The organism is Nakamurella sp. GG22, assembly GCF_052976845.2.
Window position 1 is genome coordinate 1 of record NZ_JBRIIO020000049.1, and the last position, 22,284, is coordinate 22,284.

The 22,284-nt window shown below is 70.2% G+C and carries 21 protein-coding genes; 6 read left to right on the plus strand and 15 right to left on the minus strand.

Features of this window, described 5'->3' with window-relative positions; all coding sequences use genetic code 11:
- Positions 1-343: 343 nt before the first annotated feature.
- Positions 344-1,102, plus strand: a complete 759-nt coding sequence (locus ACVBEQ_RS26655) for a DM13 domain-containing protein (RefSeq protein ID WP_447156434.1) — start codon at positions 344-346, stop codon at positions 1,100-1,102.
- Here ACVBEQ_RS26655 and ACVBEQ_RS26660 read toward each other — a convergent pair whose 3' ends face one another.
- The 3 genes from ACVBEQ_RS26660 to ACVBEQ_RS26670 form a co-directional block, all read right to left on the minus strand.
- Complete coding sequence (locus ACVBEQ_RS26660; protein WP_447156435.1) at positions 1,103-1,531, minus strand: VOC family protein; 429 nt, start codon at positions 1,529-1,531, stop codon at positions 1,103-1,105.
- Between the two features lie 58 nt (positions 1,532-1,589).
- Positions 1,590-2,039, minus strand: a complete 450-nt coding sequence (locus ACVBEQ_RS26665; RefSeq protein ID WP_447156436.1) for a helix-turn-helix transcriptional regulator — start codon at positions 2,037-2,039, stop codon at positions 1,590-1,592.
- A gap of 281 nt (positions 2,040-2,320) precedes the next feature.
- Positions 2,321-3,682, minus strand: a complete 1,362-nt coding sequence (locus tag ACVBEQ_RS26670; RefSeq protein ID WP_447156437.1) for a M20/M25/M40 family metallo-hydrolase — start codon at positions 3,680-3,682, stop codon at positions 2,321-2,323.
- Between the two features lie 98 nt (positions 3,683-3,780).
- Between ACVBEQ_RS26670 and ACVBEQ_RS26675 the strand changes: the two genes are divergently transcribed.
- Positions 3,781-4,704, plus strand: a complete 924-nt coding sequence (locus ACVBEQ_RS26675; protein ID WP_447156438.1) for a phosphotransferase family protein — start codon at positions 3,781-3,783, stop codon at positions 4,702-4,704.
- 125 nt (positions 4,705-4,829) lie between these two features.
- Entirely contained in the window at positions 4,830-6,059 is a 1,230-nt protein-coding gene (locus ACVBEQ_RS26680; protein WP_447156439.1) for a phosphotransferase, read from the plus strand.
- Between the two features lie 4 nt (positions 6,060-6,063).
- Here the strand turns inward: ACVBEQ_RS26680 and ACVBEQ_RS26685 are convergent, their stop codons facing one another.
- The 5 genes from ACVBEQ_RS26685 to alr form a co-directional block, all read right to left on the minus strand.
- Positions 6,064-7,089 carry a sensor histidine kinase gene (locus ACVBEQ_RS26685; RefSeq protein WP_447156440.1) on the minus strand — a complete coding sequence of 342 codons (1,026 nt, stop codon included), beginning with the start codon at positions 7,087-7,089 and terminating at the stop codon, positions 6,064-6,066.
- On the minus strand, positions 7,086-7,817 hold the full coding sequence (locus ACVBEQ_RS26690; RefSeq protein ID WP_447156441.1) for a response regulator transcription factor: 732 nt from the start codon (positions 7,815-7,817) through the stop codon (positions 7,086-7,088). The genes ACVBEQ_RS26685 and ACVBEQ_RS26690 overlap by 4 nt, the downstream gene beginning before the upstream one ends.
- A 114-nt stretch (positions 7,818-7,931) precedes the next feature.
- Positions 7,932-8,453 (minus strand): tRNA (adenosine(37)-N6)-threonylcarbamoyltransferase complex ATPase subunit type 1 TsaE, encoded by a 522-nt coding sequence (gene tsaE / locus ACVBEQ_RS26695; protein ID WP_447156458.1) that lies wholly within the window; start codon positions 8,451-8,453, stop codon positions 7,932-7,934.
- Positions 8,454-8,458: 5 nt separating this feature from the next.
- Positions 8,459-9,643, minus strand: a complete 1,185-nt coding sequence (locus ACVBEQ_RS26700) for an alpha/beta fold hydrolase (protein WP_447156442.1) — start codon at positions 9,641-9,643, stop codon at positions 8,459-8,461.
- The gene (alr, locus tag ACVBEQ_RS26705) at positions 9,640-11,034 is read right to left on the minus strand and encodes an alanine racemase (protein WP_447156443.1); all 1,395 of its coding nucleotides are present in this window, start codon (positions 11,032-11,034) and stop codon (positions 9,640-9,642) included. The genes ACVBEQ_RS26700 and alr overlap by 4 nt, the downstream gene beginning before the upstream one ends.
- A 213-nt stretch (positions 11,035-11,247) precedes the next feature.
- Between alr and ACVBEQ_RS26710 the strand changes: the two genes are divergently transcribed.
- Positions 11,248-11,964 (plus strand): class I SAM-dependent methyltransferase, encoded by a 717-nt coding sequence (locus ACVBEQ_RS26710; protein WP_447156444.1) that lies wholly within the window; start codon positions 11,248-11,250, stop codon positions 11,962-11,964.
- 6 nt (positions 11,965-11,970) lie between these two features.
- Here ACVBEQ_RS26710 and ACVBEQ_RS26715 read toward each other — a convergent pair whose 3' ends face one another.
- Together ACVBEQ_RS26715 and ACVBEQ_RS26720 are read right to left on the minus strand one after the other, a co-directional pair.
- Positions 11,971-13,416 (minus strand): NAD(P)H-hydrate dehydratase, encoded by a 1,446-nt coding sequence (locus tag ACVBEQ_RS26715; RefSeq protein ID WP_447156445.1) that lies wholly within the window; start codon positions 13,414-13,416, stop codon positions 11,971-11,973.
- A gap of 58 nt (positions 13,417-13,474) precedes the next feature.
- The gene (locus tag ACVBEQ_RS26720; protein WP_447156446.1) at positions 13,475-14,398 is read right to left on the minus strand and encodes a fructosamine kinase family protein; all 924 of its coding nucleotides are present in this window, start codon (positions 14,396-14,398) and stop codon (positions 13,475-13,477) included.
- Positions 14,399-14,494: 96 nt separating this feature from the next.
- On the opposite strand from ACVBEQ_RS26720, the gene ACVBEQ_RS26725 reads away from it, so the two are divergent.
- Entirely contained in the window at positions 14,495-14,851 is a 357-nt protein-coding gene (locus ACVBEQ_RS26725; RefSeq protein ID WP_447156447.1) for a VOC family protein, read from the plus strand.
- A 45-nt stretch (positions 14,852-14,896) separates the two neighbouring features.
- Here ACVBEQ_RS26725 and ACVBEQ_RS26730 read toward each other — a convergent pair whose 3' ends face one another.
- From ACVBEQ_RS26730 to ACVBEQ_RS26740, 3 genes are all read right to left on the minus strand, one after another.
- On the minus strand, positions 14,897-15,289 hold the full coding sequence (locus tag ACVBEQ_RS26730; RefSeq protein ID WP_447156459.1) for a holo-ACP synthase: 393 nt from the start codon (positions 15,287-15,289) through the stop codon (positions 14,897-14,899).
- Between the two features lie 9 nt (positions 15,290-15,298).
- A complete protein-coding gene (gene glmS, locus ACVBEQ_RS26735; protein WP_447156448.1) occupies positions 15,299-17,167 on the minus strand; it encodes a glutamine--fructose-6-phosphate transaminase (isomerizing) in 1,869 nt (622 codons plus the stop codon).
- 243 nt (positions 17,168-17,410) lie between these two features.
- Entirely contained in the window at positions 17,411-19,063 is a 1,653-nt protein-coding gene (locus tag ACVBEQ_RS26740) for an AAA family ATPase (RefSeq protein ID WP_447156449.1), read from the minus strand.
- Between the two features lie 171 nt (positions 19,064-19,234).
- Between ACVBEQ_RS26740 and ACVBEQ_RS26745 the strand changes: the two genes are divergently transcribed.
- On the plus strand, positions 19,235-20,095 hold the full coding sequence (locus ACVBEQ_RS26745) for a dienelactone hydrolase family protein (RefSeq protein ID WP_447156450.1): 861 nt from the start codon (positions 19,235-19,237) through the stop codon (positions 20,093-20,095).
- A gap of 143 nt (positions 20,096-20,238) precedes the next feature.
- On the opposite strand, the gene glmM is transcribed toward ACVBEQ_RS26745, so the two are convergent.
- Positions 20,239-21,633, minus strand: coding sequence for a phosphoglucosamine mutase (gene glmM / locus ACVBEQ_RS26750; protein WP_447156451.1), 1,395 nt, complete (start codon positions 21,631-21,633; stop codon positions 20,239-20,241).
- A 5-nt stretch (positions 21,634-21,638) separates the two neighbouring features.
- Entirely contained in the window at positions 21,639-22,226 is a 588-nt protein-coding gene (gene rpsI / locus ACVBEQ_RS26755; RefSeq protein WP_447156452.1) for a 30S ribosomal protein S9, read from the minus strand.
- Positions 22,227-22,284 lie beyond the last annotated feature (58 nt).

The following is a 22,284-nucleotide window of genomic DNA, read 5'->3' on the forward strand; positions in this document are numbered from 1 at the left end:
AGGTCACTCGTGCACAGGTCACTCGTGCACAGGTCACTCGTGCACAGGTCACTCGTGCACAGGTCACTCGGTGCACAGGTCACTCGGTGCACAGGTCACTCGGTGCACAGGTCACTCGGTGCACAGGTCACTCCGTGCACAGGTCACTCCCGTGCACAGGTCACTGGGCATGCCTGTATTGCCGCGCATGGCATTTGACCGGTCGGCAACGAGCCGTACGAAATCGCCCGTCACACTCCTGTAAGGCATCTGCTCTTGTCGTTACGCCATCCGTGCGGTGTCCTGAGATTCAACGCACCGCATCCGCCGCCCGCGGGGTGTCCGATCAGCGCTGGAGTCACCCATGACCGAACTCGACAGCCGTCCCACGAGCAGACCCAATTCGCGGAAGAAGGTTGTCTGGTCCGCCGTCGCCGTGGTTCTCGTCATCGGGATCGCCGTCGGGCTCGCCTTGTTCCAGCCATGGCGACTGTTCACCCGCACCACAGTCGACGAGGCACTTCCCATTGCGGCTGCCGGTGCCACCGCCGGCACCACCGCAACGTCCCCGGCCACCGCATCGCCCGCCACCGCACCGGCGGCCAGTGCACCGTCCCCGGCCGTCGCGCCCGCCCCCGCACCGCCGAAGGCCGCAGCAACGACAGCGCCCACGGCCGCCGGAACCACGGCACCAGCCGCCGGACCACCCGCCGCCGGATCACCAGCGGCCGGACAACCCGCAGCCGAAACGACACCCAGCGAGCCACCTGCAATCGCACCGGCGGTACTCGCCACAGGCAGCTTCGTCGACGGCGAGCACGCCACCACTGGCACGGCCAGCGTTCTCCAACTCCCCGACGGCTCGAAATATGTTCGCCTGGAGGGCTTCTCGACCAGTGACGGCCCTGACGTGCAGGTCTGGGTCACCGACCAGCAAGCTGGCGGCGACGACTGGGGCAAGTACGACGACGGTCGCTACGTCGAGTTGGGCACGCTCAAGGGCACCGACGGAAACCAGAACTACGCGGTGCCTGCCGACGCCGACCTCGTCGGCCTGACGTCGGTCGTCATCTGGTGCGATCGGTTCAACGTCGCTTTCGGTTCCGCCGCCGTCGAGCTCTGATCAGCCGAAGTCCTCGGGGTTGAATGCTTTCCGTTCGACCAGCACCAGCCAGTTGCCGGCGTTGTCGCGAATCACCGCCTCCACCCCATACGGTCGATCGGCCGGCTCCTGCAGGAATTTGACGCCTTTTTCGACGAGTTCCTGGTGGGTCTTGCGGCAGTCATCCACCCGCAGCCCGAGGCCGCCCAACTGGCCTTTCTCCAGCTGCCGGCGGAAGAACGCGGCCGCTTCGTCATCGAGCGGCGGGCCCGGCACCATCAGCGTCAGTTCTAGTTCCGGCTGATCGGGGAGGTTGATCGTCAGCCACCGGTAGCCGTCGCCCATCGAGACGTCGGTGTTGGCGACGAAACCGAGCTTGTCGACGTAGAAGTCGCGGGTGGCATCCTGATCGAGGCAGTACACGGTCGTGAGGGACACATTGGTGATCATTGGACGACCGTAGAGACCGCCGAGCAAAGATGGCTTCTCCCAAATTGCGGACCGGCGATCACACGGCTGAGCCGGGCCGAGAGGGACCGGTCGTTCCGGGATTCAGCACCCCGCACATGAACAGATAGCAGCCCGGTACTCGAGGTCCTCCGGCGGCCGCCCACCTATTCCGATACTCGGTAGGCGTCTCCCCCACAAACTCGTGGAACCGCATCGAGAACGACCCGAGACTCGAGAAACCGACCGCCGTGCACACCTCCGTCACGGTCAGGTTCGCCGACCGGAGCAGATCCTGCGCCCGCTCGATGCGCCGCCGGGTGAGGTAGCGGATCGGCGTCTGGCCATAGGTGGCGGCGAAGCAGCGGACGAAGTGGTACTTCGACACACCAGCGACCGCCGCAACCTCGTCCAGCGCTAGCGGCTCGGTGAACCGCGTGTCGATGTGGTCCCGCGCCCGCGGCAGGTGCGGCAGCAGGTCCCCGGGCACCGCGGTTCGGGACGCCGTCATCTTTAGCAGTCTGGCCCGGTTCGGACCGCAGGTCGAACCGCCATCGGCTGGGCCCCTACGTGCACGCATGCCCGCGCACGACCACCTTTGCCGTCAGCCGGACGTGCCGGAGGAAACACCAGTGCCGCCGCCAGAGGACCAGCCCGGGCAAAGCATTCGTCGTCAGAGAATGACACCAGGCCCTACAGAGGACCAGCCCGAGGCACACCAGTGCCGTCAGAGGACCATCCTGAGGAAACACCAGCCTCGTCAGAGCACCAACCGACCAAACACCAGCCCCGTCAGACCGAACCCAACTGCCGGAGGGTCAGCACTTGCGCAACCACCATGCGCTCGATCTCCGCTGGGTCGACGGACTCGTTGGAGGCATGGATCCGGGACAGCTTGGTGTCCTCGGCACCCCACAGAATGACGTCCGCGCGGGGGCAGGCGTTCTTCAGCGAATTGATCAGCGGAATGGAACCGCCGGACCCGAGTGACTCCACCTCGGACCCGAAGGCCTGCTGCAGCCCGGACTCAGCTGCCTTGACCGCCGCACCATCCATGTCGACGGCGAACGGCCAGCCGGCCTTCAGCGGGGTCACCTCGACCTGGACGTTCCACGGCGCGACCGACCTCAGATGGGCGACGAGCAGCTCCAATTCGTGCTCGGCGTCGGCCCCCGGCACGATCCGCATCGAGACCTTTGCGGTCGCCTCGGGGATCAGGATGTTGGCGGCCTCCGCGACGCTCGGCGCATCGATCCCGATGACGGTCGCCGACGGCTTGGCCCAGAGCCGCGAGGACAGCGATCCGGTGCCGACGAGGTCCACGCCCGGCAGGATCCCGGAGCTCGATTCGTACACATCCGGATCGACGTCCGCACCGTCCCAGGTGCCGGTGGCGACGCCGGGCACGACGGTGTCGCCGGCGTCGTCGTGCAGGGTGGCCAGCATCTTGATCAGCGCGACGAGCGCGTCGGGTGCGGCGCCGCCGAAGACCCCGGAATGCACGGGGAAGGACAGGGTCCGGACCCGGACGGTGCACGAGACGTCCCCGCGCAGGGCGGTGGTCAGGGCTGGGCGGCCGACCGACTGGTTGCCCATGTCGGCGATGACAAAGGCGTCACAGTCGAACATCTCGGGGTTGGCGTCGACGAAGTCCTCGAGGTGACTGATCGTCTCCTCCTCGCCCTCGATGAGGATCTTGACGCCCACCGGCAGGTCAGGTCCGAGCGCCTGCAGGGTGCCCGCGTGGATGATCAGACCGGACTTGTCGTCGGCTGCCCCACGTCCGTAGATCCGGCCATCGGCACCGGTTGTCGCGACGAACGGTTCGGTGTCCCAACCCTGCTCGGGAGGTGCCGGCTGGACGTCGTAGTGGGCGTAGAGCAACACCGTCGGCGCCCCTTCGGGCGCCGGGATCTCCGCCCAGACCGCGGGGTAGCCGTCCGGAATCTCCAGCAACCGAGCGGGCGCACCGCTCCGCCGGAGCAGATCGACGACGGCCTCGCTCATCTGGTGCACCGGTTCGGCGGGGAACCCCGGGAACGCGACGGACGGAATCGCGACGAGCGCCTTCAGCTCCTGCACCAGACCCGGCATCAGACCGGCCACCTTGTCCGCCACATCGCTGATGGTGCTGTCCGGTACTGCTGCGCTCATCACGGCTCTCCTACGACTCGGTCACACGACACGACACTGTTCACGGCCAGTACATCAGCCGCCGGCCGGAACACCGGCAACGTCGTTACAGTAAATCGGTGACCGCCGGCGTCGACCGCCTCCGCGCCCTGCTGGCCGCGCACCTCCCCGACTACGAACCGGCCGATATCCATTGCGTCGGAGCGGGTGTGGACCATGTCGCGTACCTGGTCGGGGGCGAGCTGATCGTCCGGCTCGCACAGGACCCCGCCTACGGCACCGCGGAGGAACAGGACCGCGCAACGGGCGGTGCGCCCGGCGAGGCCGAGCGGGAGGCGCAACTCCTTCGCCTGGTTGCCGAGTACTCGACCTTGCCGGTGCCCGTTCCGCTGGTGGCCACGGACGGACTGCTCGCCTACCGGGCGCTGCCGGGCGTACCGCTGCTGAGCCGATCGCAGGACTGGCGGCGGGCACACGCGGCCGACCTCGGGAACGTCCTCGGCCGTTTCCTCGCCTCGCTCCACTCCATCCCGACCGACAGCCTGACCGGGATCGCCGAGGTCGACGACGAGCCGCTGTCCGGCTGGTTGGTCGAGGCCCGCGAGTGCTGGGACGCGATCGGCGACTGGGCGGCCACGGCGAGCGGTCTGCCGCAGGACAGCCTCGGCAGGATCCAGCGATTCCTGGCAGCACCTCCGCCACCGCGGGGCGATGAGATCTGCTTCACGCACAACGATCTCGGCAGTGAGCACGTCCTGATCGACCCCGCGAGCGGCGCGATCACCGGTGTCATCGACTGGACCGACGCGGCCGTCGCCGATCCGGCGGTCGACCTCGGTCTCGTGCTGCGGGATCTGGGCGACGAGGCGTTCCACGCGGCCGCGCGGCAGGTGCCGGGCGGCGAGCCGGAGGGCTTGCGGGAGCGCGCCCTCTTCTACGCGCGATGCCGATCACTGGAGGACATGGGCTTCGGGATCGAGAACGACCGGCCCGAGTACGTGGCCAACACCGTCGCCGCGGCGGACCGGCTGTTCCTTCGATGAGCGCGCCGACGTCGGCACCAGAACTGCTGCCTCAGTGCCGGCCGGCCGCTCAGGGCCCTGCGTAGCAGTAACAGCCCAGCAAATTGCGTGGCCGGCTGCCACCGGCGGGCCTATCGTCTTCCGTCATGCCTGTCCGTCACGTCCGCCTGGTGCTGTGCACGCCGGGAGGCGAACTGCTCGGCGCGCTACCCACCTTCGACGTCGAGTCACCCTGGTGGCGGCAGGTGGACGACGTGGTCGACGCCGCGCGTCGTTCGTTCGGGGTCGACGTGCGGGTGCTCCGGCTGCTCAGCAGCGTCGGGCCGATGTTCCCCGGCGGCGGGCCCGTGAGCTACCTGGCCGAGGTCGATCGCCGACCACCGATGGAACTCACGGGCATACCTGGCGACCCGCTGGCCGACCACCCACTCCGGCTGCGGTACGCGCAGCCCGGCGGGCACACGGATGACCTGAATTGGGCGGCCGAGGTCCTGGGCGAACGCGGATGGACGGTGACCGGTCGGCAGCAGATCCGGACGTGGAACCTGTCCAGCATCTGGCGGCTGACGTACACCGGCAAGGACCCGCGCGCTTCGCGCATGCATCCGGCCGACAACGGCGCGCACGAAGCCTGGCTGAAGGTCGTGCCGCCGTTCTTCGCGCACGAGGGCGCATTGCTGCCGGTGCTCGATCCGCACACGGTCCCGCCGGTGCTCGGTGCGGAGCCGGGCCGGGTGCTGCTCGACGGCGTTCCCGGCACGGACCAGTACGAGGCAACCGGGGAGCGCTTGCTGGACATGGTCCGGCAACTGGTGCACCTGCAGACCGAATGGATTGGCCGGACCGACGAGTTGCTCTCTCTCGGCGTTCCGGACGTCAGGCGTGCGGCCCTCGAGCCCCGCATCAAAGCCGTCACACAGCTCCTGCGGAGCGATATGTCCGACGACGAGCGCCGCAGGCTCGACGTCCTGGTGGGAGGTCTCGGTGCGCGGTGGGCGGCCATCGCCGAATGCGGGCTGCCGGACACCCTGGTGCACGGCGACTTTCACCCCGGCAACGTTCGGGGCACACCCGGCAGCATCGTGATCCTGGACTGGGGTGACAGTGCGGTCGGGCATCCGATGATCGACCAGCTGGCGTTCGGCCGGCGGCTCAGCACGACCGACCGGCTTGCGGTGGAACGCGAGTGGGCGCGGGAGTGGCAGCGGCGCGTGCCCGGCTCAGACGCGAGTCGCGCCGCCGGCCTGCTCCGCCCTATCGCCGCACTGAATGCGGCAGTCGTGTACCAGCACTTCCTCGACAACATCGAGCCGGACGAGCGCAGCTACCACGCGGGCGATCCGCTCGGCGCATTGCGCGACGCCATCGCGAGCTGAACCACTACACCGCGACCGGCAGCCGCACCTCGAACCGGCAGCCGTCGCCGTGATTGCTGACGCTGATCTCGCCGCCGTGCGCCTGCACCAGCCCACGCGCGATGGCCAGACCCAGCCCGGCCCCCGTCTCCTCGGCGGCGACCCCCGGTTGCGGGGACCGCGCCGCCGCGCCCCGGAAGGCGACGTCGAAGACCCGCGGCAGATCGTCGGGGTCGATGCCGCCGCATGCGTCCTGCACTGCCAGCCATGCATAGTCGGCGGTCTGTCCCGCAACGACCTCGATGGTCGCATCGGACGGGGTATGCCGGATCGCGTTCACCAGCAGGTTCCGCAGCACCCTGATCAGCTCGTTGTCAGAACCCTGCACGGTCGGCCAGCGCGGGTCGGCGGATGCGGTGAGCTGGATGCCGCGCCGACGGGCGGCCGGCGCCGCGGTCTCCATCGCCTGGGCGACCAGCTCCTCGGTGGACACCGGCCCCAGGGTCAGCGCGAGCGCCCCCGCGTTGATCCTGGACAGCTCGAACAGGTCGTCCACCATCGTCGACAGCCGGGTGGTCTCGGAGCTGATCTTCCTTGCGTAGTCGGCGATCTCGGCCGGGTCGACCACCACTGCGTCCTCGAGCGCCTCACTCATCGCCCTGATGCCGGCCAGCGGTGTCCGAAGGTCGTGACTGACCCACGCCACCAGCTGACGCCGGGACGCCTCCGCCGCGCGCTCCGCGGCCCGCTCCTTCTCGGCGGCCAGCGCACCGAGGGCGATCCGCCGGCCGAGCACCACCGCGACCGGGATGACGACCACCGCGATCAGCCCGCACGCGGTGGCTGTGAGCGCGAGCGCCTGGGTGTACATCAGCCCGCTGATCGCCACGACGAAGATCAGCACGGCGAGGATCGGGATGGTGACCAGCGCCGCGATGTTGGCGGCCGCGGATCGCCGGCGCAGCAGATGGAGCACCGCGAGCTCGACGACGCCGGTGAGCAGCGCGGCGAGCAGCGCCCACGGCAGGATGTGCACGACGTCGGTCATCATGCGACGTCCGCCGGTGGTGTGGCACCGCCGGGATCGAGCCGGTATCCCACGCCCCACACCGTCACGATGCGGGTCGGGCGGGCCGGGTCGTCCTCGATCTTCTCCCGCAACCGGCGGACGTGCACCGTCACCGTCGACTGGTCGCCGAACGACCATCCCCAGACCCGCTCCATCAGTTCCGCCCTGCTGAACACCTGGCCGGGGTGCCCGAGCAGGAAGTGCAGCAGGTCGAACTCGCGGCTGGTCAGCATCAGTTCGGCGCCGCGCCAGCGTGCCGTGCGCGACATCGGATCGGTCGAGAGCTCACCGTCCGCGCTGGCGGCGCGTGAGCCGGTTCCGTCACCCGGCATGGCGTCGGCGCCGCGGCTCCGCTCGAGCACCCGGCCCACCCGCAGGGCCAGCTCGCGCGGGCTGAACGGCTTGACCACGTAGTCGTCGGCGCCGTACTCGAGCCCCACCACCCGGTCGGATTCCTGGCCGAGCGCGGTCAGCATGATCACCGGCGTCGTCGACGTGCGGCGGAGCTCGCGGCACACCTCCAGCCCGTCCATTCGCGGCAGCATCAGGTCCAGTACGACGAGGTCCGGTTGGCGGGTCCGGGCAAGATCCAGCCCGGTGACCCCGTCCGCCGCCTCCAGCACCTCGTGACCATCCCGAGTCAGATACCGGCGCACCACTTCTCGCACCGTCTCGTCGTCGTCGACGACGAGCACGCGCGACTGCCGCATCACCCTGCCGCCTCTCCGGAGCAGTCCGGGCGTCGCGCGAGCGGCGCGACGAACATCCGGGACCCACCCGACCGTAGGGGGGCGGCCGACCCCACCGCCACCCTCGGCGCGGACCTACCGCGAACCGTAAGAACTCGTGTCGTGCGGGGACAGCGACGCGACGATCTCCTGGGTCCGCTGCACCCAGGACGACCCGACCGGGGTGAGGACGGCGGTGCGGCTGTCGTCGGGCAGCCGGGTCAGCTCGACGATCAGCCGGTCGTCCGCGAGCCGCTCTGCGACGCCCTCGCCCCACTCGATCACCACCGCGGCCGCTTCCAGATCCGTGTCCAGGTCCAGGTCGTCCAGCTCGAGTGCGCCGGCCAGCCGGTAGGCGTCCACGTGCACCAGCGGTACGGCCGGCGCGTCACCCGCGCTTCGTCCGGGGTCGGGCCGATGCACCCTGGCGATGACGAACGTCGGTGACGTCACCAGCCCGCGCACGCCCATCCCGGCCGCGATGCCCTTGGTGAGCGTGGTCTTTCCGGCGCCCAGGGATCCGCTGAGGATGACGAGATCGCCCGCTCGGAGGCGCTGCCCGAGCGCACGGCCGAGCGCGTCGGTTGCGGCGACGTCGGGCAGATCGACGGTGTCCATGCTGCTCACAGCCCTGCCTTCGCTCCCCTGCCGGTGGACGGTCGGCGCCGCGGTGGATGGCTCGTAGCGTGCTCCATCGCGCGGTTCAGCATGGCGCGCAGGGCATCGTTGGTCAGCGTCGGGTCCTCCATCATCGCCATGTGCCCCGACCCCTCGGCGATGACGAAATCGGCGTCGGGCAGCACGTCGGCGATCGCCTGCGAACGCCCCAGCGGCGTGAGCCTGTCCATGTCCCCCGCGACGATCACGGTGGGGATGCCCGCGAGGGCGGGCACCGCAGCGGACTGGTCGTGGGCGAAGAGCGCCGGGATGAAGTCTGCGATGACTTCGACCGGTGTCGCGGTGATCATCTCGTCGAGGTAGTCGACCATCGCCCCGGGGACGTCGCTGCGGGCGAAGCCGAGGCTCCGGGTCAGCAGCCAGACCGCGTCGCGGCTGCTCGCCCTCCCCCGCTCGAACATCACCGGGTAACGGGCGGCCACCGCCGCGACGACACGGACAACCGGGTTGCCGCGGGTGATCAGCAGCTTGTTGAGCTCCGACGGCCGGAGGTAGGTGGCGCCGGTGCAGATCAGCCCGAGGCCGGCGATTCGGTCGACGAAGAGTTCCGGCCGGTGCGCGGCGAGGGTGATGATCGCCATGCCGCCCATCGAGTGGCCGACCAGGACGACCGGGCCGATAGGCGCCGCGGTGTTGATGACCTGGCTCAGGTCCGACGCAAGGTATTCCATCGTGGAATGCCCCTCCGGCGCGCGGGTGGACGAGCCGTGCGAGCGCTGGTCGTAGAACACCAGCCGGGCCTGCGGTGCTTCGGCCGTCTGCTCGGCGGTCGGTCCGGCTGGGTCTGAAGCAGCACCGAAACCCGGTCCCGCGAGCCCGAGGCGCTGGTAGTGCCAGGCACCCGACCGGAGCGTCCAGCCGTGCGAGAAGATGACTGTCAGCGGCGCGGTGACCGGTCCGACCTCCTCGACGTGCAGCGCGACCCCGTCCTCGGCGTCGACCGAGTAGGTGCGGTCCGCGGTGAGTGAGCCGTACCCCTGCACCTCGTCGGGATCTGCGAGCAGTTCGGCGTGCGCCGCCTGGTAGCGCCGGACGGCCATCCGCTGGGCGGTGACGCCGCCGAGGGCCGCCGCGCCGATCACGCCGGTGGCGATACCGGCGGCTCCGAGGATCTTGCCGAGCGTGCTCACTGGTCATCCCCCGATCCGGCCGGGATGGCAGGGCTGACGGGCTGTGCGGACCCGATCGACCCGGCGCCGATCGACCCAGAACCGATCGACCCAGAGCCGATGGATCCTGCGCCGATCGACCCGGCGCCGATCGACCCTGCCGAGCCGACGAACCTGCGCGGAACCCGCGGACCGATCCGGGTGACGATCTCGTAGCCGATCGTGCCGCAGGCCTCGGCCCACTCGTTCGCCGTCGGTTCGCCACGATCGCCGGGTCCGAACAGGATCACCTCGTCACCGGCGGCCACCTCGTCGTCACCGCAGTCGACGACCACTTGGTCCATCGCCACCCGGCCCGCGATTCGTCGCCGCCGCCCGCTGAGCCACACCTCCCCCACCGAGCTGGCCGCCCGCGGGATGCCGTCGGCGTACCCCAGCGGCACCAGCGCGAGGGTGGTCTCCGCCGATGTCCGGTACGTCAACCCGTAAGAGACGCCGTGACCAGCGGCGACCCGTTTTGTCAGGGCGACGGTGCCGCGCAGGGTCATCGCCGGGCGCAGCGGCAGCCGGGCCGCGCCGGCCAGCGGATCGACGCCGTAGATGCCGATGCCGCACCGCGCCATGTCGAAGTAGGTGGCCGGGTGGTCCAGGACGCCCGGGGTGTTGGCGAGGTGACGGACGCCGCTGATGCCCTCGCGCGCCGCCCGATCCACCGCTTCGACGAATAGGACCGTCTGCTCGGCCACCGACGGATCACCGGGCACATCGGCGCAGGCGAGATGGCTCATCAACCCGGTGACGACGACCGATCCGGCGCGCTGGGCGGCTCCGACCGCCTCCAGCAGGCGACCGAGGTCTGCCGGCCCGACACCGTTCCTGCCCAGGCCCGTGTCGATCTTGATGTGCACCTTGGGCGGTCCGGCGGTGAGACCCCGGCCCGCCTCCACGACCGCGTCCAGGTGCTGAAGGCTCGATATCCCAAGTTGCACGTCTGCGGCCAGCGCGGCGGTGACGTCCTCGCCGGCGGGCCATAGCCAGGCCAACACAGGCGTGTCGATGCCGGCCGTCCTGAGCTCGAGCGCTTCCGTCGGGGTGGCGACGCCGAGGAATGTCGCGCCGCCGGCCACTGCCGCGAGCGCTGACGGAACGGCTCCGTGCCCGTAGCCGAACGCCTTGACCACGGCCATCAACTGGGCGTCCGGGCGGCGGCTGCGGAGCCGGGACAGCAGGAGTGCGGTGTTGGCGGCGATGGCATCGGTGTCGATGACGGCCTCGGCGCGGATCGCTCCGGTCCGCCGTTCGGCGCCGTGCGCCGGTGCGCCGGTCGTCTCCGACGGTTCGGCGCCGCCCGTCGCCGCGGCGGTCGCTCCCGCCGCGCCGGCGGTCGGTGCGGTCACCACAGGAATGCTCACTCCACGATCGAATCACGTTCGGCAGCGGGACGGCGGCCCAGCGCGCTGAACCGGCATTTGACCCCGCCCACTCGTCGCCCGGATCTGACGGATGCCTGCCGTAGGACGAATGGGGGCGAACGGTTGACCGCGGGTTTACCGGGGCGTCAAATAGCCATGGTCGAATCACTCCGGAACGGGCAGACAGGGCGAATCCCCGGGGGGGCACTGCAGATGGTCACCACAGAACCGCGCCCGCAAGCGACCGACGGGGGTCGCGATGAGCGGGTGCAGCATGTCGAGCCGGTCGAGAAGCACACGCCTCCGCCGGCCCGGGCGTCATCGCTCACCAAGGCCTACGGCGCGGAGGCGGGCCAGTACGACCACCGCACCAGGACCTTCCAGCACTTCCGCGAACGGGTCGTCGACGAACTGCCCGCGAAGGCCGGTGACACCGTCCTGGACGTGGGCTGCGGCACCGGGCTCTGCCTGCCGTTGCTGCGCGAGAAGGTAGGCCCCGCAGGGTCTATCGTCGGGATCGACGCGTCCGCCGAGATGCTGGCGCAGGCGATGCGGCGGGTCACCGATTGGGGCTGGACCAACGTCGAATTGATCGCCGCACCAATCGCCGAGGCGCAGATCAACGCCGTTGCGGATGCCGCGATGTTCTGTGCGGTGCACGACCTCATGCAGTCGCAGGCGGCGCTGGCCAGGGTGTTCGCGCATCTGCGGCCGGGGGCCGCGGTCGCCGCCATCGGCGGGAAATGGCCGGCGCCCTGGATGTGGCCGCTGCGGATGTGGGTGTCCGACCTGCACGCGCCGTTCATCAGCAGCTTCGACGGGTTCGACCGGCCGTGGCGGGTACTGGCGCAGTTCGTACCGGACCTGCGGGTTCAGGAGTTGGCGTACGGGGCCGGCTATCTGGCCGTCGGCCACACCCCCGACCGCTGATTCCGCTCAGCGACCGGCCAGGCCCAGGTGATCCCACAGCACATGGGCGCCGAACAGCCCGCTGCGTTCGGCCCGCTCCCCCGCCCGCCCGTGCAGGAACGCGCCGGCCGCAGCGGCCAGCAACGGCGGGAGGCCCGACGCCAGCAACGACCCGATGACGCCGGACAGCACGTCACCGGATCCGGCTGTCGCCAGCCACGACGAACCTGACAGGTTGACCGCGGCCTGCCCGCCCGGATCGGCGATCAGCGTCCGGTGACCCTTGAGCAGCACCGTCGCCCCGCTGCCGGCAGCCGCTCGGCGGACCGCCCCGAGCCGGTCGTCCAGGTCGACGTCCGGGAACACTCTGGCGAACTCGCGGTCGTGCGGGGTCAGCACGGTGACCTGACGCGACCTGCGACGCTCGGCGAGCAACGACGGCAGGGCGGCGAGCACGGTCAGGCCGTCGGCATCGACGAGCACAGGCACGTCCTGCGAGAGAACCCACCGCAGCGTCGCGATGGACGAGCCCTCGGTGCCCATCCCGGGACCGACAACCCAGGCCTGAACCTGCCCGACCTCCGCGGGAGTGGCGGCGGCGACCACTTCCGGCCAGTGCGAGAGCACCGCCGTCGCCTGCGCACCTGCGTACCGGACCATGCCCGGGCGGGTCCGCACGGCGCCCCCGACACAGAGCACCGGCGCACCGGGGTAGCCGGGTGAGCCGGCCACGATGCCGACGAGCCCGCCGGTGAATTTGTCCGCCGCCGGGCCGGGCCCGGGCAGCAGCGCCCGCAGCGTGCCGTCGGTCATCGCGATGAGATCGGCGGGCCGACCGGTCATCTCCATCCCGATCGGCACGCTCACCACGGTGCCGGCCTGTTCGTCGGCGATCAGCAATCCGGGTTTGATGCCGCCGAAGGTGACCGTCACGTCCGCGAGGAAGGCCACCCCGCGGACCCGCCCGGTGTCCGGTTCGACACCGCTGGGGATGTCCACGGCCACCCGCAGCGCGTCGGTCGCGTTGGCGTTACTGACCAGTTCGGCGGCGTTGTCCCGCAGTGGCGGCCTGGCGGCCAGCCCGACGACCCCGTCGATGATGACGTCCGCATTGTTGATCGCCTGCGTGATGCTGGTGGCTGACGCGGGGTCGTCCGCGGCGAGGACGCGCGCCCCGGCCCGGCGCAGCGCCTTCAGCCCCGCGGGGTGGGCCTTCGCCGGGTCGAGCAGCACTGCGGTGATCAGCATCCCGCGGCCGCGCAGGAACGCCCCGGCGTAGAGCGCGTCACCCCCGTTGTTGCCCGAGCCGACCAGCAGCACGACGCGCCGGCCGGGGTGCGGTGACGGCAGCCGCTCGGCGACCTCCAGGGCGATGGCATGCGACGCCCGGCGCATCAGCGTGCCGTCGCCGTGTCTCGCAAGCGCGGCGGACTCGACGGCGCGGATCTGTTCGACGGTGTAGGCCTCGATCATGGGTTCATCCTGGCCCGGCCCCGACGGCGTCTCCTCGTCGGCTCACGATGGTTGCCCGTCACCAGCCGTAGTGGTCGAGTACCGCGACGACCCGAGGCAGCCGGACAGCACCGAAATGGCGCAGTCCGGTCAGCAACTTGTGCAGCTGCAACGCCGGTTTGCGTTGCTGGTAGCCGGGCTCGAACGGCCATTCACGCTGGTAGGCGTCGAACAGCTCGTCCGGCAGCCGGCCGGTCTCCATGAACGCCAGGTCGAGCTCGCGGTCGGCGAAGCACACCGCAGGATCGACCACCCAGCGGCCGTCGACGACGTTGCCGAACCACAGGTCGCCGTGCGTCAGGGAGGCGGGCGGGTTCGTCGGCAACATCTCCTTCAGCGGCCCCGCGCAGGCGGCGCGCAACCGCTCGGCGATCGGCGCCGGTACTTCGGGATCGGCCAGGTGCGCGAGAATCCGCCGCTCGACGAAGAACGTCGGCCAGTCATCGGACCAGCCGTTGCGCTGGTCGAAGCGACCTGCCGGGTTGTCCCGGTGCCAGCCGAACCGGTCGGCGGTGGTGCGGTGCACCGTGGCCATCGCCCGGCCGAGACCCGCCCAGTCCGGCGACCCGCTGACGTACTCGAGCACCAGCACGTCCTCCTCCGTGCCGAGCACGTCCGGTGTCGGCGCGCCGGCCGCGGCGAGCGCTCTCAATCCCTCGGCTTCGACCTCGGCCGGATAGGGACAGCGTTTGACGACCACCTCTCGGCCGTCGGCGAGCCGCTCCCGGGTGGTCGTGCAGATGAGGCCGCCCTTGAGCAGCACGGATGCGACGGGACGCGGCAGCCCCGCCGGCCATGCGCGGGTGCCGGGCGTATCGGAGGCTCCGGGCGCCGCCGGCAGGTCGGGTGCTGCCGGTGCGTCAGGTGCTGCCGGTGCGTCCGCTGCTGCCGGTGCGTCCGCTGCCGCCGGCAGGTCCGGTGCTGCCGGTGCGTCAGGTGCCATCGGAACAGTGTCGGCCGTCCGACCCGCTCCGTTGCCGGCGGGAGCGGATTCACTGGCCGAGAACCGTTGTCGGTGCTGGAACCTATGGTCAGCGCCATGACCAACACCCATCACGCCATCGACTACGTCGAGCTACCGGTGTCCGATCTGCCGGCCGCCAGGGCGTTCTACGAACAGGCCTTCGGCTGGCAGTTCAACGACTACGGGCCCGCCTACGCCGGCATCAGGGCACCGTCGGGCGAGAGCGAGGTGGGCGGCCTGAACGGCACTGCCCCAGCGGAGCAGCGCGCGCCCCTGGTGCTGCTTTATTCCGACGACCTTGACGCGACGCTCGACGCCGTACGAGCGGCGGGCGGGACGGTGGTGACCGGTCCGTACGCATTCCCGGGCGGCCGACGGTTCCATTTCACCGACCCGAACGGGGTCGAACTCGGGGTCTGGGCAAGTGCGTGACCCGACTGTAGGCGGGACGCGTGCCCTGGGCGGGCACTTCTCAAATCAGCCCAGCGCGATGACGACGGCCGCGGCGATGCCGGCGTCATGAGAAATCGAGATCCGCCAGTCCGTCACGCCCATCGCGGCAGCTGCCGCGGCGACCGTGGCGCTGACCTCCATGCGCGGCTTGCCGGAGTCCTCCGACACGACCTGGCAGTCGTGCCAGTCCATTCCGGTCGGCACGCCGAGCGCCTTGGCCGCGGCCTCCTTCACCGCGAACCGGGCTGCGAGTGAGGCAGGTCCGCGCGGGAGTCCCGATGCGGTGACCTGCTCGCGGGCCGTGAACAGCCGGCGGGCGAGACCGGGGGTGCGGCTCATCGAGGCGGCGAACCTGTCGACCGCGACGACGTCTATCCCGACGGCGAGAACCTTTGCGCCGAGTGGCACCTCAGGCAGCACGGGCGGCTACTCGACCGTCACGGACTTGGCGAGGTTCCGTGGCTTGTCGATGTCGTACCCGCGGGAGCGGGCGATCTCGGCGGCCAGGATCTGCAGCGGGATCGTGCTGACCAGCGGCTGGTACAGCTTCGGGACCCGCGGCAACTCGAGCAGGAAGTCGGCGAACGGCGCCACCGTGTCGTCGCCCTCCTCGGCGATGACGATGGTGCGCGCGCCGCGGGCCTGGATCTCCCGGATGTTGGACAGGAGCTTCGAGTGCAGCAGCGGGTCGGACACCGGGGACGGAGTGACGACGACGACAGGGAGGCCCTCCTCGATCAGCGCGATCGGACCGTGCTTGAGCTCGCCGGCCGCGAACCCCTCAGCGTGCATGTATGCGAGTTCCTTGAGCTTGAGCGCACCCTCGAGCGCCACCGGGTAGCCGACGTGCCGGCCGAGGAACAGCACTGCCTTGGACCGGGCGATGTCCTGTGCGAGCTTGCGCACCGGATCCATCCTGGTGAGCGTCTCCGCGACAGCCTCCGGCATCTCGGAAAGCAGCTCGAACTCACGGGCGATCTCGTCCCGGTACTTGGTGCCGCGGGCCTGGGCGAGTGCCAGCCCGACGAGGTAGTTGGCGGTGACCTGGGCGAGGAAGGTCTTGGTGGCCGCGACGCCGACCTCGGGACCGGCGTGCGTGTAGAGCACCGCGTCGGATTCCCGCGGGATCTGCGAGCCGTTGGTGTTGCAGACCGCGAGCACCCTCGCCTTCTGCCGACGGGCGTGCCGCACCGCCTCCAGGGTGTCGGCCGTCTCGCCGGACTGGGTGACGGCGACGACAAGCGTGTCCCGGTTGAGAACCGGGTCCCGGTACCGGAACTCGCTGGCGACCTCCACCTCGACGGGCAACCGGGTCCAGTGCTCGATCGCGTACTTGGCAACCAGACCCGAGTGGTAGGCCGTGCCGCAGGCGACGACGAACACCTTGTCGATGGTGCGCAGGTCGTCATCGGAAAGCCGGAGCTCGTCGAGCACGATGCCGGAGCCGTCGAAGTGCCCGAGCAGGGTGTCCGCGAGCGCCTGCGGCTGCTCGGCGATCTCCTTGTCCATGAAGGTCGCGTAGCCGCCCTTCTCCGCGGCGGCGAGATCCCAGTCGACATGGAAGATACGGTAGTCGGCGACCGCCTCCGGGTCGTTGGAGAAGGACGTCACCTCGTAGCTGTCCGGGGTGATGACGACGAGCTGGTCCTGGCCCAGCTCCACGGCGGTACGGGTGTGCGAGATGAACGCGGCGACGTCGCTGGCGACGAACATCTCCGCCTCGCCGATGCCGATCACCAGCGGCGAGTTCCGGCGGGCGGCGACCAGCACGTCGGGCGCGTCGGCGTGCACGGCGACCAGGGTGAACGCGCCGTCCAACCGCTTGCAGACAGCGGCCATCGTGGCCGGCAGGTCGCCCGCGGTCGGACCGGCGGCAAAGGCACCGCCGAGCAGGTGGGCGACCACCTCGGTGTCGGTGTCGCTGCGCATCTCGATGCCCTGCGCCTCGAGCTCGCGCCGCAGCGGGACGAAGTTCTCGATGATGCCGTTGTGGATGACGGCCACCTTGCCGCTGATGTCGGTGTGCGGGTGCGCGTTGCGGTCGTTCGGCGCGCCGTGGGTGGCCCAGCGGGTGTGGCCCATGCCGGTCGTCCCGTTGAGGGCGACCTCACCGGAGTCGATGTAGTGCTCGAGATTGGCCAGCACGCCGGCCTTCTTCGCGGTGTGCAGCCCGCCTTCACCATCGAGGACGGCGACGCCGGCGGAGTCGTACCCGCGGTACTCCAGGCGGCGCAGCCCTTCGAGGACGAGCGGGAGCGCCTGACGGGGACCGGTATATCCGACGATGCCACACATGCTCTGAAGGCTAATGGGTGCAATGCCGGACTTCGGCATCCGCAACTCATCCGGGTGGAAGCCGGCGGGTCGCCGGTGATGCCGCTCACTGCGGGTGGTGAGAAGCGCCCCGTCAGGGCCGCGGTGCGCCTTTCCGCGGTGATGCCCGGTCGGGCGGCCCTGATCAGCCGGACCGCGTCAGCCGCGCCCGGTGATCCCCGGAATGGCCGCACGGTCAGCGGTGTGGTTCCCTTCCGGCAGCGCTCAGGCCTCGACCGCCCGGCCACCCCTGGACATCGCGGCCTCGGGTGGCATCACGCCCGCCGGCGGGTTCGGCTCCGGGGTCGCGTAGCCCGTCCGATCCTCCGGCGCCGACGCCGCGACGGCCCTGATGTCCGCCCAGGCCCGAAGCTGCGCGATCTGCTCGGCCTGGGTCACGGACAGCGGCACGGTGTTGTCGATCTCGTGCAGCAGGTCCTCCCGGGTCAGCGTGCGGCGCTCGTTGAACGCGTTGAAACAGGCGGCGATGACGACCTGTTCGATCTCCGCGCCGGAGAAGCCCTCGGTCTGGGCGACGAGGGCGGCGATCAACTCGTCGGTCAGCGGCAGGTCACCGAGCGCGGGACCGGCCTTGAGCCGCGCCTTCAGGTGCAGCCGGAAGATGACCGTCCGCTCGGTGTCGGTCGGCAGGTCGATGAAGAAGATCTCGTCGAACCGACCCTTGCGCATCATCTCCGGCGGCAGCAGCGAGATGGTGTTGGCGGTGGCCATCACGAACACCGGTGACGTCTTCTCCTGCATCCAGCTGAGGAACGTCCCGAACACCCTGGCGGACGTCCCGCTGTCGCCACCACCGGATGCCCCGGAGGCGAAGCCCTTCTCGATCTCGTCGATCCACATGACGCACGGCGCAATGGCTTCCGCTGTCCGCAGCGCGGTCCGCATGTTCTGCTCGCTGGCACCGACGAGGCCGCCGAACACCCTGCCGATGTCCAGCCGGACCAGCGGCAACGACCACGCCGACGCCATCGCCTTTGCCGTCATCGACTTCCCGCAGCCCGGAACACCGGTGACCAGAACACCTTTCGGTGCGGGCAGCCCATAGGCCGCCGCCTCGTCGAGCCACGACCCGTTCCGTTTGCGGAGCCAGGTCTTCAGGTTCTCCAGACCGCCGATGTCGTCCAGGCTGACGGTCGACCTGACGACCTCGAGCACCCCCGACTTCTGGACGATCTGCCGCTTCTCCTCCTGCACCAGGGCGATGTCGTCGTCGGTGAGCCGGCCGTCATCCACCATCGACCTGGCGAAGGCGTTCTCCGCCTCAAAAGCGGTGAGGCCGAGCGCGGCCTTCGCAAGCCGCTCCGCTCCGTCCGGCCCCAGTTCGACCTTCAGCGCCCCCGCCGCGGAGTTGCGCGCGATCATCCCGTCGAGGGTCGCGCGGATCTGCGGTTCGGTGGGCAGCGGGAAGTCGACCAGGGTGACCAGGGACTCGAGGTCCGGCGGGATCTGCGGGGTCGGCGAGATGAGGATCAGCGTGCGCGGCACCCGCCCGTCCTTGTAGAACCGGACCGTGTCCTTGAGCGCCCTGACCAGCTGGGTGTCGGCGGGCGTGGAGTTCGAGCCCATCCACGGGTGCAGATCCAGCAGCACGACGACGCTCGGCATGGTGAGCGCGGCTGCCGCGGTGAGCGCGGCGTGCGGGGTCCGGGTGTCCGGGTTGCCGGGCTGGCCGAGCGCCGCGAACCCGTTCGCCGTCGACCAGGTGTAGACCTGCCGGGCCGGCGTCACCTGCGTCCGGTTGCCGACGACGGCCGCGATCTCGGCGAGAGCCCTGGACTCCTCCGCGGTCTGGATCGACAGCAGGGGAAACCGGGCCCGGATCAGTCGCCGGAGATTGGTCGCGAAATCCTCTGCCACGGGCGTGCTCCTTCTGTCTGGCTGTGTCGCAACGCGCACGGCGTTTGAACGGTCGCTGTGGCTGCTGATCCGGGGATGTGCCTTTGCTGGTGGCGCGACGACCCCGCCGCAGCCACCGGTTACTGTACGAGAGCGATTCAGCCGATCGCGGTGGTCGTGAGCGGAGGACCGATGGCCAAGAAGCTGGCCCCCAGCATCAAGCGCCCGACGCTGGAGTACTTCGCCTACCGCGGTCCGCACCGGGTGGCGATCGGCGACCTGGCACCGGCCGGTATGCCCGGGCTGGTGTTCACGCCGACCTCTGGCCGCAGGTTGCCCGTCGTCGCGGTCGGCCACGGGTGGCTGCAGTCGGCCGAGCGGTACGCGGACACGATGAGGTACCTGGCGTCGTGGGGCATCATCGTCGTCGCCCCGAACACCCACCGCAGCGTGTTCTCCTCGCAGCAGGGCCTCGCGCTGGATCTGTCCCGGGCGCTCCGCCTGGTCGCGCAGGGAAACCTCGGTGACGGCCGGGTGCGTGGCGACCTCCGCCGGATGGGCGTCCTCGGGCATTCGATCGGCGGCGGGGCGGCGATCCTGGCGGCTGCCAAGGACGACCAGATCCGCGCGGTCGTGACCGTGACGGCAGCCGAGACCCGGCCGTCGGCGATCGAGGCGGCCGGCAAGGTCGAGGTTCCGAGCCTGCACCTGATCGGGTCCAAGGACGACATGGCCGAGTCCGATGGCGCACGCATAGCCCGGTCCTGCACGGGACCGGCGCAGCTGCGGATGGTCAAGGGCTCGGGCCACCTGGGCCTGGCGGAGGGCAAGTCGTTCGTCAACGGCATCATCGGCGCCGACTCGGACAAAAAGGTGCAGCAGGTAACGCGCATGCTCGCGTCCGCGTTCTTCATCCGGTACCTGACCGACGCGGACCAGCTGGCCGACGAGCTCGAGGACAAAGTCAAGGGCACCACCGTGGAGGACCTGGAGGACCCGGACCTGCACTCGTCGGTGTCCGCGGGTGATCTCGCCGCGACCGCGATGATCTGACGGATCTTCCCCGGCCCGACGGCGCGCCGCTGCGAAACGGAAGTTGCGTGCGCCTACCGAGCACTTTCCCGCGGAGAACGCTCGACAACCGCGCCCAACTCGACCCGGCCGACCCGACGCGCCCGAGCCGCCGCGAACCCCGGTCAGACGCTTGCGACGACCTTGGCAACCCGCTCGGCGATGTCCTGGGCATCGGCGGACGTCGAGGCCTCGACCATCACCCGGACCAGCGGTTCGGTGCCGGATGGGCGCAGCAGCACCCGGCCGGAATCGCCCAGCTCGGCCTCCGCACGGTCCACCGCGGCGAGCACGTCGGGCGAGGACGCGACAGCGGCCTTGTCACCGACCCGCACGTTGATCAGCACCTGCGGGAACCGGGTGACGGCCTTTGCCAGGTCCGCCAGCGGGCGGCCCGACTCCGCGACGGCGGCCATCAGATGCAGGGCGGACAGCAGCCCGTCACCGGTGGTCGCGTGGTCGGCGAGGATGAGATGCCCGGACTGCTCACCGCCCAGCGAGTAGCCACCGGCCCGCATGTCCTCGAGCACGTAGCGGTCGCCCACGGCGGTGGTCCGGACCTTGATCCCGGCCTTCGCCATCGCCTGGTGGAACCCGATGTTGGCCATCACAGTGGCGACGACGGTGTCGTCGACCAGCCGGCCGCGCTCCTTGAGCGACATCGCCAGCAGCGCGAGGATGACGTCGCCGTCCACGTCGGATCCGTCGGCCGCGACCGCGAGACACCGGTCGGCGTCACCGTCGTGGGCGATCCCGAGGTCGGCGCCCTCTGACACCACGGCCTCTCGAAGGCCGGCGAGGTACGTGGAACCGACGCCCGCGTTGATGTTCAGTCCGTCGGGGCTGCCGCCGATGACGACCACTTCGGCCCCGGCTCGCCGGTACACCTCGGGGGCGAGATCGGACGCGGCGCCGTGCGCGCAGTCGACGACGACCCGCAGGCCGTTCAACGGGTTGGGGGTGGCGACCAGCAGGTGGTCGAGGTAACGGCGGTCGGCGTCGACGGCCGGCTTGATCCGGCCGACCCCGTCACCGGTCGGCAGCGGGCCCGGAGCATCCATCCGGCGCTCGATCTCGTCCTCGACGGCGTCGTCCAGCTTGACGCCACCGGCGGCGAAGATCTTGATGCCGTTGTCCGGCATGGCGTTGTGCGACGCGGAGATGACGATGCCCATGTCGGCGGACAGATCAGCGGTCAGGTAGGCAACGGCGGGGGTCGGCAGCACACCGAGCAGGATGACGTCCACGCCGGCAGAGGCGAGCCCCGCGGCAACCGCGGCCTCGAGCATCTCGCCACTGGCGCGGGGGTCACGGCCGACGACGGCGAGCGGCCGCGTCGGACTCGGCGGCAGGACCGCCTCACCGCGCGCACCGAACGTGCGCCGGGCGGGGACAGCAGGAACCCGGCGCTCGCCGAGCACCTGAGCGGCCGCTGTGGCCAGCCGCAGGGCGAGCGCCGGGGTGAGGTCTGCGTTGGCAAGCCCTCGTACACCGTCTGTGCCGAAAAGCCGTCCCCCCACGGCGATCAGCGCTTCGAGTACTGGGGCGCCTTGCGGGCCTTCTTCAGGCCGTACTTCTTGCGCTCGGTGGCGCGCGCGTCGCGGGTCAGGAACCCGGCCTTCTTGAGCGGCGGGCGATCGGTCTCGTCCAGCTCGATCAGCGCACGCGCGATGGCCAGCCGCAGCGCGCCGGCCTGGCCGGTCACCCCGCCGCCGTGCAGCCGGGCGATGACGTCGTAGATCTCGCCCTTCTCGAGGATCATCAGCGGCTCTTTGATGAGCTGCTGGTGCACCTTGTTGGGGAAGTAGCTGTCCAGGCTGCGGCCGTTCAGCGTGAAGGTTCCGTTGCCGGGCATCAGCCGGATGCGGACGACGGCTTCCTTACGACGGCCGACGGTCTGCACCGGGCGGTCGACGGCCACCGGCAGGACAACTGCCGGGACGACCTCGGGGACCTCGTCGATGACCTCGTCGATGACGATGTCGCCACTTTCGGGGGTCTCGATCACGTCTGTCTCGATCACATCGACCTCGGGGGTCGACTCGCTATCGGACGGGAGCGCGAAGTCTTCCTCGACGACGGCTTCGGGATTCTGGCTCACGGACTGACTCATCTCGCTGTTCTGTGTGCGGTGGTGTGCTGGGCGGCGCGGCCGGTGGCCAGCGTCACGG

Bases quoted from the DNA above. Each gene is read 5' to 3' on its own strand.
- ACVBEQ_RS26660 (WP_447156435.1), bottom strand. From the start codon at position 1,531: ATGATCACCAATGTGTCCCTCACGACCGTGTACTGCCTCGATCAGGAT.
- tsaE (WP_447156458.1), bottom strand. From the start codon at position 8,453: ATGGACACCGTCGATCTGCCCGACGTCGCCGCAACCGACGCGCTCGGC.
- ACVBEQ_RS26665 (WP_447156436.1), bottom strand. From the start codon at position 2,039: ATGACGGCGTCCCGAACCGCGGTGCCCGGGGACCTGCTGCCGCACCTG.
- ACVBEQ_RS26690 (WP_447156441.1), bottom strand. From the start codon at position 7,817: ATGCGGCAGTCGCGCGTGCTCGTCGTCGACGACGACGAGACGGTGCGA.
- ACVBEQ_RS26715 (WP_447156445.1), bottom strand. From the start codon at position 13,416: ATGATCGAGGCCTACACCGTCGAACAGATCCGCGCCGTCGAGTCCGCC.
- ACVBEQ_RS26725 (WP_447156447.1), top strand. From the start codon at position 14,495: ATGACCAACACCCATCACGCCATCGACTACGTCGAGCTACCGGTGTCC.
- rpsI (WP_447156452.1), bottom strand. From the start codon at position 22,226: ATGAGTCAGTCCGTGAGCCAGAATCCCGAAGCCGTCGTCGAGGAAGAC.
- ACVBEQ_RS26670 (WP_447156437.1), bottom strand. From the start codon at position 3,682: ATGAGCGCAGCAGTACCGGACAGCACCATCAGCGATGTGGCGGACAAG.
- ACVBEQ_RS26720 (WP_447156446.1), bottom strand. From the start codon at position 14,398: ATGGCACCTGACGCACCGGCAGCACCGGACCTGCCGGCGGCAGCGGAC.
- glmS (WP_447156448.1), bottom strand. From the start codon at position 17,167: ATGTGTGGCATCGTCGGATATACCGGTCCCCGTCAGGCGCTCCCGCTC.
- ACVBEQ_RS26655 (WP_447156434.1), top strand. From the start codon at position 344: ATGACCGAACTCGACAGCCGTCCCACGAGCAGACCCAATTCGCGGAAG.
- ACVBEQ_RS26710 (WP_447156444.1), top strand. From the start codon at position 11,248: ATGGTCACCACAGAACCGCGCCCGCAAGCGACCGACGGGGGTCGCGAT.
- ACVBEQ_RS26745 (WP_447156450.1), top strand. From the start codon at position 19,235: ATGGCCAAGAAGCTGGCCCCCAGCATCAAGCGCCCGACGCTGGAGTAC.
- ACVBEQ_RS26680 (WP_447156439.1), top strand. From the start codon at position 4,830: ATGCCTGTCCGTCACGTCCGCCTGGTGCTGTGCACGCCGGGAGGCGAA.
- ACVBEQ_RS26685 (WP_447156440.1), bottom strand. From the start codon at position 7,089: ATGATGACCGACGTCGTGCACATCCTGCCGTGGGCGCTGCTCGCCGCG.